The organism is Paenibacillus sp. Y859 (assembly GCF_056786405.1).
The window spans coordinates 271048-282863 of sequence record NZ_JBXCIZ010000003.1 but is presented as its reverse complement, the minus strand read 5'-3'; the positions used below and the strand labels follow the sequence as shown (position 1 = coordinate 282863).

Sequence of the window (11816 nt, the reverse complement as noted above, 5' to 3'; positions counted from 1 at the left end):
GCCTAGAATCCCAGTTTCTTAGTGGATTCCCTGATCATTAACTGTGTTGGAAAGCTAATTGTACTGAAGGATACGCTTCCCTTCTCACACATTTCGACTAGACTAATCGCTGCCTTTTGAGACATTTCATAGATAGGTAGACTTACAGATGAAAGACTAGGATTCAGTTGTGAAGCTACAGGTATATTATCAAATCCAATGAGTGATAACTGTTCCGGAATTGCAATTCCAAGTTCTTTGCAAGCATCCATTGCTCCAAGAGCCATCTCATCATTCGCTGAGAAGATCGCAGTCGGCCATGTATTCTTATCAGATTGCAATAGCCTTCTCACTTCCTCTTGAGCCTTAACCCTTAGGAAATCACCACTTAAGATATAATCATTATCCACATTCAAACCATGATTATGCATCGCCATAACATATGCCTGATAGCGCTGTTGGCCAGAATAAGTATTCTGTCTACCGCTAATAAATGCAATATCACGATGTCCTAGACTAATCAAATGTTCGACCGCTTTTGCTGCACCCTCATAATCTTTAGAGTTTATAACAGCCAAATTGTTGCGGTCTAGCCCATTCTCAAGCAACTCTGCAATGTCATAGTCTATCAGAACAAAAGGTACCTCCAGATCAGCTATGATTCTAGCCATAGCCATATTATTCTCGGTACCTACAATAATGCCTCCGTCAATTCTTTTCTGCTGGAACGCTTGCCTTACCTTCTGGAAATCATCCTCCGAGTATATTGTGTGGATCAACACATAATAGCCAAGCGCATTAGCGGTGTCTACTAGTGCATCCACAAATGGTGCAAAATAATTATTCTGATAAATACGATTCGGATTATGCTTCTCAGCGGTACTAACAACAAATAGCCCAATCGTATTATTTCCCTTGCCTGCTAACACTCTTGCAGATGTGTTGGGCTCATAATGATGTTCTTCAATGATCTTCATGATCTTTACTCGTGTCTTCTCAGGTACGTTTGAATAATTGTTAATGACGCGGGACACTGTGCTTCTAGACACCCCCGCAAGTTTGGCGATATCTTCACTTCGCATAGTAACCCTCTTTTGTGAAAGCGCGTTTATTTCATATATTGTAACTGCTTATATGGATTATTTCAATCCTATTTTTGGATATTTTTTTGTCCAACTTAGCAATATACGGACACATTTTACCATCCAGATGAAATTCCCTACTACCATACTAGCATACAAGTATGCTAGTATATATTTATCCTACTTAATAAGGAGATGATCTATTGGATCTATTTATGAGAGCGCAACCAATTTCAACCCGAGACGCTATCTATTATGCACTACGGGATCAGATTGTGTTGTTAGAACTTCCTCCGGGCACCGGAATATCCGAGAAGGAAATGTCGATCAAGTTCAATGTGAGCAGAACACCTGTAAGGGAAAGCTTCGTTAGACTCTCACAAGAAGGTCTATTGGAAATATACCCTCAACGCGGAACCTTCGTCTCCCTCATTGATTTAGATCTTGTTGAAGAGGCACGCTTCATGCGTGAACAATTAGAAAAAGCCATTATTCAACTCGCATGCACAAGTTTTCCCTCCGATCAATTAGCGATGTTAAAGAGTAATCTAGCGTTACAACAATTATGTATCGAGGAACACAATCACATCACTATGTTCGAGCTTGATGAAGCCTTCCATCGTATCCTATTTGATGGTTGTAATAAATTGAACACATGGTCGATCATGCAACAAATGAACGTACACTTGAATCGAACTAGAACACTACGCTTAGCAGCCGATCAACATTGGGATCTGCTCTATAATCAACATCTCCAAATGGTTCAGGCCATAGAGTGGCATTATCATCAACAGGCTGAACAACTGATGAGCGACCACTTACACCTGACGATTACTGATCAAGCTCTATTAAAGGAAAAGTACCCAGCTTATTTCAAAATTATATAATGGAGTGAACGCATTATGAAAATGGTATTCAGATGGTTCGGTGAGAATAACGATACTGTTACATTTCAACAAATAAAACAAATCCCAGGTGTTGAAGGCATCGCTTGGGCGCTTCATGATGAATTACCCGGTGAAGAATGGCCAATGGAGAAAATACTCGAAATCAAAGAACAGGCAGAGCAAGCTGGTCTTCATATACATGTCGTGGAGAGTGTTAATATTCATGAAGATATAAAGCTCGGACTTCCCAGTCGCGACAAGTATATCGAGAATTACAAAAGAACAATCGCTAAGCTAGCACAAGCAGGTGTTAAGGTGATCTGTTACAACTTCATGCCCATCTTCGATTGGCTACGTACTGATCTATATAAAGAAGCAAGTGATGGTTCAACAGCTCTCTTCTATGAGAAGAGCAAAGTTAGTGGTCTCGATCCCTTCGAGCTAGTGAAACAAATTAACCAAAATTCAGATTTTACGATGCCCGGTTGGGAACCAGAACGTTTACAGCATTTGACTGCACTCTTTGAAGCTTACAAGAATGTCACTGTCGATGATCTGTGGGACAACGCCAAATACTTCTTAGATGCAATTATTCCTTTTGCGGCTGAACACGATATTCAGATGGCCATTCATCCGGATGATCCACCATGGCCTATATTTGGACTACCACGAATTATAACTAGCCAAGATCATATCCGTAAGTTCTTACAATTGCACGATAGTCCTTATAATGGTCTTACATTATGCAGTGGTTCGCTTGGAGCCAATCCTGATAATGATATTATTGGCATGATCCACGAGTTCGCCGATCGCATTCCTTTCACCCATATTCGTAATGTTCGCGTATTTGATAATGGAGATTTCATTGAAACATCACATCGTACGCAAGATGGCACGGTTGATATTACAGGAATTGTGCAAGCTTTCCATGAGAATGGCTTTGAAGGTTATTGCAGACCTGATCATGGTCGACATATATGGGATGAACAATGTAGACCTGGGTACGGTTTATATGACCGAGCACTCGGTATCATGTACCTATGGGGACTTTGGGATGCTTATCGACAAGGAACTACAATTGAGGGAAAGAAGGTGCAACAATGACTCACTCATTAACGGTTCATCCATCTTTGAAAGGTAAGGTTGTTGTCATTACAGGAGGGGCTGGTGTCTTATGCCGGGTAATGGCACTTGAACTTGCTAGACAAGGGGCATCTATTGCTATTCTAAATCGTACCATGGAGAAAGGTCTTGCTGTCGTAGCTGAGATTCAGGCCATTGGGGGGCGAGCTATATCAGTCTCATGCGATGTGACAGAACATAGCAGTGTCCTTCAGGCTTCAGAAATAGTTCTTGAAGAATTAGGGACATGCGACATACTAATTAACGGTGCTGGTGGAAATCATCCGAGCGCTAATACTACGAATGAAATTTTCAGTAGCGAAGATTTAAACAATCCTAATATTTCAACATTCTTCGATTTAAGTATTACTGGTTTTCGCAATGTGCTCGATCTTAACTTCATTGGCAGCCTGATTCCAACGCAAATATTTGCGAAACAAATGCTTGGTAAACAAGGAACTACAGTTATTAACATTTCATCGATGAGCGCACCTTCACCTATGACCAAAGTACCTGCGTATAGCGCAGCTAAAGCAGCTATCGATAACTTCACCCAGTGGCTTGCAGTCCATATGGCCGAGAGTGGCATTCGTGTAAATGCCATTGCTCCGGGATTCTTTCTCACGCAACAGAATGAGAAACTTCTAAAGAATGAGGATGGAACATTAACTGATCGCTCACATAAAATTATCACTCATACACCGATGCGCAGATTCGGTGAACCTAAGGACTTACTTGGCACGCTTCTATGGCTAAGTGACGAGAATACATCAGGTTTTGTTACTGGCGTAACCATTCCAGTCGATGGTGGATTTATGGCCTATTCAGGTGTGTAGAGAGAGGGTGTCCCATAAGTCATTATAAATGGCTAGGGACACCCTCTTAATCACATGATAGTTTTTTGAACAACCACTAAAATACAAAGATGAAGAGGATAAAATGATCTCCATATCCATTTGGGCACTCGCATCGATTCTAGCCTATTCCAAAGCTGTGAACCATAAACCATAATTATCGTCGGAACAATACTAAGCATTTGTAATATCCAGTTATTCGAGAACAAAAACAGTAAGTTAAGTAGCAAATGTGCACCAACTAACTGATGAGAAGAACAATATCTAAATAATAATACTAGCAGAAGTCCATAGGCTCCATAATCAAATGGAATTGCCTCCATCACCATTCCAAATAAAAGAATAATCCCTGCTGACAGCATCTTGGAAGAAATTCTATCTATTATATTCAGGACTACGACTGCTACTACTAAAGTCCCCACGACATTCATACCATTGGGGTCTAATGCTAGTTGATACGGTATTTGTGACACCAACGCTATAATAAACAATCGGATCATATACTTTGACTTATTCGATGTGTGCAAATGTCCTTGTACTAGTGCATATGCATAAATCGGGAAGGACACCCTTCCAATTATTCTCCAAAGCATCTCATTAGGAAAGAATACATATCCAATATGATCTATGAGCATCGTTAACATCGCAATCCATTGCATTACAAGATCTCCTTTTAGTTAAGTTGCTTCTTATTAGTATATATCACTTTCCTTTAGTATAATGACTGTTATCAAGGAGAGCGTATTGGGTCAAACTTATACTATCTTCTATTCTAGATTAACCTTAGGGGGACAACAACATGGATTTCAACCAACTTACACAACGTAATCATACCGCATCATTAAAATGGGATGGAATCGAGAGTATCTTCGGGGTAAAAGACGCCTTACCTATGTGGGTAGCGGATATGGATTTCATGGCACCTCCATCTGTCCTTGAAGCTTTGCAGAAGAGAATAGCTCATGGCATATTTGGATACTCGCTCCAGACTGATTCCTATTTCCAAGCCATTATCGACTGGATGAAACGACGTCACCAATGGGATATCGAAAAGGATTGGATCGTTTATACTCCCGGTGTCGTACCCGCACTAAGCTTGATCGTGCAAGCCTTCACAGATCCCGGCGATAAAGTCATCATTCAGACACCCGTGTATCCACCTTTTTATCAAGTCGTAGAGAACCATGGAAGAGAGCTTATAGAAAATCCACTCCATTTAGTAGATGGTAAATACACGATGGATCTAGCTCAGCTAGAGGCACAGATCGATGATCGAGTGAAGATGTTAATTTTATGTAGTCCACATAATCCAGTAGGTCGCGTCTGGACAAAGGAAGAGCTTGTACCTTTAGCAGAGCTATGTGCACGTCGGAATATTCTTGTTATTTCGGATGAGATCCATGCCGACCTTCTCTTCGATAAAGGATCACACACTCCTTATGCTCTTCTCTCAGAGGAGGCAAGAAATCAGTCCATTATTTGCACGGCACCTAGTAAATCTTTTAATATTGCAGGACTTCATACTTCGAATATGATCATTCCTAATCCAGATATTCGAAGTAAATTGGTAGAAGCACTTCAAAAGTATGCGTTAGGTTCGATTAGTCCATTCGGCTTAGTTGCAACAGAAGCAGCTTACAATGATGGAGAAGAATGGCTTGATGAATGTTTGTTATATATCCAGGGTAATATGGAATATGTAATACATTATATCAAGGAACACATGCCTGAACTACAAGTTACGATGCCAGAAGCCACCTATTTACTCTGGATTGACTTCCGTAAGCTTGGAATGTCATCTGAAGAACTCTCTTCTTTCATGCTGAACAACGCAAGAATTGCATGTAATAACGGGGTGGCATTTGGGCGGACTGCAGAAGGCTTTATACGGATGAATATGGGATGTCAGCGCGAAATCGCAGTAGAAGCAATGCAACGATTAGACAAGGCGATACAATATTGGCGAAATAACAAATAACATCATTATTCCATAACCATCTATTCCACCGAATTAATGGTGATTAGATGGTTATTTGTAGTAGCTATAGTTTAAATTAACGGTGACTATAGTACAATTAAGCTTAGTGTGACAAACTTAGACAATCTATCATATAAAAGTTTGCTGAAATTTGTTACAATAAAGTAAAATATGTGACATTCCAAGGGGTGAAGTAATTGTAATAGATCCAACTCATAAACCAAGTCGAATGGTGATTGTTGGTACTGGCGCAGTAGGAACTACTACTGCATATACATCACTGTAAAGACATCGTATGACAGAACTAGTATTAATTGACGTAAATCACGAAAAAGCTTTGGGCGAATCACTTGATATGAACCATGGTCTTCCTTGCGTTGGCGGCATTAAACTATGGGCTGGGGGTTATGAAGATTGTACGGATGCTGATATTATTATTGTTACCGCTGGGGCATCACAGAAACCTGGGGAGACACGCATTGATCTTTTCAATCGTAATGTCACTATATTCAAAGATGTTATTCAGCAAATAGTCTAGGTGCATTTATTGCTATTCAACTAAAATCATACGCTCTATATACCGATATCATATAATAGAATCGTTTCAATGGGAGATGAATATTGTGACTAACAAATCCAATTCCAGTACTAAAACACGGGGATGGTTGAAAAATGTTTTAACTGCTCGCTCTGAATCCGGAAATGAGCTTATTTCCTCACAAGAGGTTTCCGAAGGAGAACTCATTGGAACTGATGTCGATTCTTCCAAACTCGACTTTTCATTTCTGGATCAAGACAAAACAGCTCTCGATCTTGTTGTTGCTGTTGAGAACCTTCTGAATGACCGACAATTATCCCATTTCAAAAGTAAAGATACGGAAGACCAGTTGTCAAGTGCTAATGAATCAATTAACCGACTTAAGAATGATTTGAACAAGAAAGAACACATGATTCTTGAGAAGGAGAAAGAGTTTAGAATACTTGAGGATAAATTGACAAACAAACAAATGAGCTATGATCAACTTCTAGAGGATTATAAAGACTATCAAAGCTCCTCAAATACAGGGATCGAGAACTTGAAATATCAACTAGAGAAGGAAAAAAGTAAATACTCTCTAATAAATGAAGAGTTTGCAAAACATCAGTATGATAGCATGCAGAAGATAAAAGAACTAGAAGAAACAATACGAGATTCAGAAGCTGAGAATGCGCAAATTTCAAGCCAATTCCAAAAGGTTATGGAAGAAAAGACACAATTACTACAGACTGTCACCGATTTTACCGAACGCATGTCTTTTTCATTTTCACCCCCTTCAGAAAAATAAATACTAATCTCTGCATACAAGGAGGGCAAGCTTATCCACACTCACACTGAGAAATGGCTGGAGCTCCTATACGTGGATAAAGGATCCAGTACTAATTACATCCATATCAAGTTTACCTTTGAGCGAACCTTCTTACTGCAATGGGAGATTGATTCATATACTGCAGATCATATTATGGCTATAACCGAAGCTGCTGATAATATCAAATACAGGCTTTCTTTACAAAGTTATTATAATGCATCACACAACCATTATTACAGCTACATAACTACATATGATCATGAGAATAGTAATAAAACAATGTTCCCATGTTCTCAAGCTTATGCAGCGAAGATCTCTTCATTGAGAGTTATTGAAAGTCCGAACCAATTAAACTCAGCGGTTCCTAATTTAGATCAACAAGATGTCTCAGAATTTAATAAAGAACCTAGTGGGATAAATGGATTGCGTCCTTTGATGGTTAGCAGATTAAAACCAATCTTATCTCGGACATTAGTTATGACGATGATTTTAACTATGCTATCTTTCATCTACCTTCCCAGTTATTCATATATAAGTGAAAAAGTATTCGCAAAGTTCATTACAGTAGCTCCTGATTTAGCAGAACCTACCTATCTGGAACCTGCAGCGACGCTTGAGATGAAAGAATCGGTTTATTCTAATCCTACTACTGTAGCATCAGTGTCATTAGCTACAGTAACGAAACCTACCGAGGAAAACGAACTACCTGAGAAACACGCAGTGACACTGGACAACTTCGTTAGTTTTAGTGTACCTGTTGGATATGTTGCCATTACCTTCGATGACGGACCTTCCATTTACACCAAGGATATCGTCAACATATTGAACAAATATAATGTTGGTGGAACATTCTTTTTTGTGGGAACACAAGTTCAGAAATTCCCCGAATCGGTTAAGTATGTTCATGACCATGGTTTTTCGATTGGAAATCATTCCATGACGCATTCTAACCTATCTAATCTATCTGCGGAGAAGCAACTTTCTGAGCTTGAGCGAACCAATCAATTGATACAGGATATCACTTCCAAGCCTGTACTTCTGTTCAGACCACCTTATGGCTCGCGAGATGATAAACTCTCCGAGTTAATAGCAAAGAAGAACATGAGGATGGTATTATGGAACAACGATCCTGAAGATTGGAATAATGACAGTCCGCAACAAACACTTAATTATATCTCCCAAACTAGATCTACAGGAGCCATCATACTCTTACATGAATCCAAAGCAACATTAGACATTCTACCCATGATCATAGAGTATTTACAAAAGGAGCAACTTAAGATTTCGAGTGTATTCTAATTTTGGGGATATTTATGAATACGTTAGAAACACAAAAGACTGCGATCTTTCTCCGCAGTCTTTTGTGTTATTGTATGCCCTACAAATAGCATAATAATGTCAATTGCTATTAAGGCAACGTAATCATTATTCACTCGGCTATTTGACTTCCTCTTGAAGATCTCTCCACACCTTCTTATTGCTATACTGCTTCTCTGAACTAATATCTTTACCGAACCAGTCTGGTTCTACGAAAGATTCTGCTGCCTTGATAGACTCGAATTCAACCTCGACTACAGTCATGTTGATTTGATCATAGCAATCAATTTCAACGAGAGTATCTTCCCATTCTGCTGTTATACGGTTCTTCGTAAGGGGCACTGCCTTGAAGGCTTGTACAATCTGCGCATATATCTCTTCAGTGATGGAGTATTCAATTTCCTCACGAACGAGACCATTCCCGCTCTTAAATGTATGTGTAAACTCAACCTCTTCAGTGATCAGATCCATAATTCTTCGAACTCTCAATTCCTGCGTAGCATCCAGCGCCAGATAGGTCTGTTCAATCCGTTGCTCTGAGCGTACGCGAAGTGTTCCTTCCTTAACCAGTGCTTCAGGAAATTCAGGTAAGAGAAATTTTCGTTCTATTTCTAATGACATCATGTTCAGCTCCTATTAAACGACCTACGACTTCATACGATAGATTGCCTTGTTCTCCAATCCACGAATAAAAGGGGTCCATTCTTCCGTCTGTGGTGTTGTATCTAGCGCATCTTCTACCATTTGCAACTTAGCATCCATCGCATCAATGAAGTGAAGGGCTACAGCTTCAGCCATTTGTGGTTGAACAGGGCTACCCCATTCTCCTAAGTTATGATGAGATAAGACCATATGTTGTAAACAGATCATTTTCTCGGAATGTTGATCAATCTCACTTCGAATAGCTGCTTCCGTAATCCAGTTCGATGCCATTGAGATATGACCAAGAAGCTTCCCTTGAACACTGTATTCCTTCACGATGCCTAGTTCAGCTGTCATCTCTTCTGTTTTGGCTATGTCATGAAGTATAATACCTGCCTTGATCAGATCCGCATTGAGAAAAGGTCTCTGCTTGCAAATAAAGTCTCCTAGTTCCAACATCCGTACAATATGGTAAGCCAGACCAGCGTAAAAAGCATGATGGTGCATTTTGGCGGCGGGATAATGCATTAATTTCCCTTCAACTTTAGTAACACAGTAATTCACGATCGTTCTCATCTCAGTATCATTGATACTTTCTATTGCCTGCTTAATCGTAAATAAGAGATCCACCGGAAGAACAGGTGCAGCACGAATAAAATCGGTAATCGAAATACCATCTTCGTCTGTTACCTTCCGTATCTTCATTATTTTCACTTGCAACCTTTCTCGATACACATGAGCGACTCCCTGAACTTTAACTAGGTCCATAGGAAAGAATGTCTCTTTCTCCATTGGTTTAACATCCCAATACTTTGCCGAAAGCTGACCACTGGCATCTCCAAGCACGATATCGAAATAATCCTTCGGTGGAGTCCCATTCGTTTGCTTCACTTCTAATTCTTTTAATAAGTAGTATCCAGTAAACTCTTCTTGATTCGTTAACGTATTAATTAATGTCATGAGTTATCCTCCAGCATAAAATAGAAACACTATATAGCTATTATATCGTTATTTGTGTTCATTAGACATCCTTCTTTCTTGTAGTTAGGAATAGAATGCCCATAATCCATTGAATATCTCGTTGTTTCCCCTCATAGACATAGAAGGTATCTAAATTTCTCCTTCCAGAAAGGGGGGAAGAACTTCACATGCATCAAGATGAAATAACCGTATTAGAACGTGCCATTGCAGAAATCACTGAGATTGCTACTGGGTTCGGACTCGACTTTTATCCTATGAGATACGAAATATGCCCTGCTGAAATTATTTATACTTTTGGTGCCTACGGGATGCCGATCCGGTTCTCCCACTGGTCTTTCGGTAAAACATTCCACAAGATGAAAACTCAGTACGATTTTGGTTTATCTAAAATTTATGAGCTTGTCATCAATTCTAATCCCTGCTATGCATTCCTGCTCGATGGAAATTCATTAATTCAGAACAAACTAATTGTGGCACATGTCCTTGCTCACTGTGACTTTTTCAAGAATAATGCACGTTTTCGCAAAACAAACCCCGCTATGGTCGATAGTATGTCAGCCACAGCGGAACGAATTAGCCAGTATGAGATAAAATATGGCAGTCAAGTCGTTGAGGAATTTCTTGATGCCGTCTTAGCTATTCAGGAGCATGTAGATCCAGAATTAGTTCGGCCTTACCGTCAGAATCGATACGATCTAAATAGTGATGGTAAGAAAGATTCCTACAATAAAGAGCCCGCTCAACAAGTAACTGGGTTTGAGGATTTATGGGATCTTGATAATGAACATAAGCATGATCAAACACCCGAGGACAAAACGACTGTATTCCCACCTCATCCGGAGAAGGATATCATTTGGTTCATCCAAGAGTACTCTTCTCATTTGGAACCTTGGCAACGTGATATCCTTACGATGCTACGAGATGAGATGCTTTACTTTTGGCCGCAAATGGAAACTAAAATTATGAATGAGGGTTGGGCCAGCTATTGGCATCAAAGAATTCTACGCGAATTAGACCTAACATCAGAGGAAACCATCGAGTATGCTAAGCTCAATTCTTCCGTTGTACAGCCTTCCAAGAATAGCTTGAATCCCTACTACTTAGGATTAAAAATATTTGAGGATATTGAGAAACGCTGGAATTCGCCTTCGAACTTAAATCCGCATCAACCCTCTAGAAAACCCGGTCAAGGTCGAGCCAAAATCTTCGAGGTACGAGAGCTAGATTCTGACACCTCCTTTATTCGCAATTATATGACAAAAGATCTAGTCAATGATCTAGACTTATATGTATTTGAGAAAAAGGGCGTTGAGTGGAAAATAACCGACAAAACATGGGAGAACATTCGAGATCAGCTTGTCTACTCCCGCGTGAATGGCGGTTTCCCTTACCTAGTTGTTCAAAATGGGAATTATATGGACAATGGCGAACTCTATATCAAACACATGTATGAAGGTGTTGAGTTGGATTTAAAGTATGTCGATCGAACGCTACCTTATGTTCATAAGCTTTGGGGTAGAACTATTCATGTAGAAACGATCATGGAGGAAAAGACGGTGTTGTTTAGTTATGACGGATCTAAGAGTATCCGAAGATTTATGTAAATAAATAATAAGGAACACTATAAG

At 39.7% G+C, this 11816-nt stretch carries 11 protein-coding genes and 1 pseudogene; 8 read left to right on the top strand and 4 right to left on the bottom strand.

Annotation, left to right across the window (positions count from 1 at the left end; translation table 11 throughout):
• Positions 1–2 precede the first annotated feature (2 nt).
• The gene (locus AC1TO8_RS10330; protein ID WP_482055520.1) at positions 3–1061 is read right to left on the bottom strand and encodes a LacI family DNA-binding transcriptional regulator; all 1059 of its coding nucleotides are present in this window, start codon (positions 1059–1061) and stop codon (positions 3–5) included.
• 203 nt (positions 1062–1264) lie between these two features.
• On the opposite strand from AC1TO8_RS10330, the gene AC1TO8_RS10325 reads away from it, so the two are divergent.
• Genes AC1TO8_RS10325 through AC1TO8_RS10315 form a run of 3 tightly spaced genes read left to right on the top strand, consistent with a single transcriptional unit; the run spans position 1265 to position 3906 of the window.
• Entirely contained in the window at positions 1265–1948 is a 684-nt protein-coding gene (locus AC1TO8_RS10325; RefSeq protein ID WP_482055519.1) for a GntR family transcriptional regulator, read from the top strand.
• Between the two features lie 15 nt (positions 1949–1963).
• Positions 1964–3052 (top strand): mannonate dehydratase, encoded by a 1089-nt coding sequence (gene uxuA, locus AC1TO8_RS10320; RefSeq protein ID WP_482055518.1) that lies wholly within the window; start codon positions 1964–1966, stop codon positions 3050–3052.
• Positions 3049–3906 carry an SDR family oxidoreductase gene (locus AC1TO8_RS10315; RefSeq protein ID WP_482055517.1) on the top strand — a complete coding sequence of 286 codons (858 nt, stop codon included), beginning with the start codon at positions 3049–3051 and terminating at the stop codon, positions 3904–3906. The genes uxuA and AC1TO8_RS10315 overlap by 4 nt, the downstream gene beginning before the upstream one ends.
• Before the next feature lie 50 nt (positions 3907–3956).
• Here the strand turns inward: AC1TO8_RS10315 and AC1TO8_RS10310 are convergent, their stop codons facing one another.
• The gene (locus tag AC1TO8_RS10310; RefSeq protein ID WP_482055516.1) at positions 3957–4583 is read right to left on the bottom strand and encodes a TraX family protein; all 627 of its coding nucleotides are present in this window, start codon (positions 4581–4583) and stop codon (positions 3957–3959) included.
• A 140-nt stretch (positions 4584–4723) separates the two neighbouring features.
• On the opposite strand from AC1TO8_RS10310, the gene AC1TO8_RS10305 reads away from it, so the two are divergent.
• The 4 genes and pseudogenes from AC1TO8_RS10305 (at position 4724) to AC1TO8_RS10290 (ending at position 8547) form a co-directional block, all read left to right on the top strand.
• On the top strand, positions 4724–5902 hold the full coding sequence (locus tag AC1TO8_RS10305) for a MalY/PatB family protein (protein WP_482055515.1): 1179 nt from the start codon (positions 4724–4726) through the stop codon (positions 5900–5902).
• Positions 5903–6131: 229 nt separating this feature from the next.
• A pseudogene (locus AC1TO8_RS10300) lies at positions 6132–6437 on the top strand (lactate/malate family dehydrogenase); the annotation flags it as partial.
• Positions 6438–6525: 88 nt separating this feature from the next.
• Complete coding sequence (locus AC1TO8_RS10295) at positions 6526–7227, top strand: hypothetical protein (protein ID WP_482055514.1); 702 nt, start codon at positions 6526–6528, stop codon at positions 7225–7227.
• A 72-nt stretch (positions 7228–7299) separates the two neighbouring features.
• Positions 7300–8547 carry a polysaccharide deacetylase family protein gene (locus AC1TO8_RS10290; RefSeq protein ID WP_482055513.1) on the top strand — a complete coding sequence of 416 codons (1248 nt, stop codon included), beginning with the start codon at positions 7300–7302 and terminating at the stop codon, positions 8545–8547.
• 138 nt (positions 8548–8685) lie between these two features.
• Here AC1TO8_RS10290 and AC1TO8_RS10285 read toward each other — a convergent pair whose 3' ends face one another.
• Both AC1TO8_RS10285 and AC1TO8_RS10280 read right to left on the bottom strand, forming a co-directional pair.
• Entirely contained in the window at positions 8686–9186 is a 501-nt protein-coding gene (locus tag AC1TO8_RS10285) for a CYTH domain-containing protein (protein WP_482055672.1), read from the bottom strand.
• Between the two features lie 24 nt (positions 9187–9210).
• Positions 9211–10167, bottom strand: a complete 957-nt coding sequence (locus AC1TO8_RS10280) for a 3'-5' exoribonuclease YhaM family protein (protein WP_482055512.1) — start codon at positions 10165–10167, stop codon at positions 9211–9213.
• Between the two features lie 188 nt (positions 10168–10355).
• On the opposite strand from AC1TO8_RS10280, the gene AC1TO8_RS10275 reads away from it, so the two are divergent.
• The gene (locus AC1TO8_RS10275; RefSeq protein WP_482055511.1) at positions 10356–11792 is read left to right on the top strand and encodes a SpoVR family protein; all 1437 of its coding nucleotides are present in this window, start codon (positions 10356–10358) and stop codon (positions 11790–11792) included.
• The last annotated feature ends 24 nt before the right edge of the window (positions 11793–11816 follow it).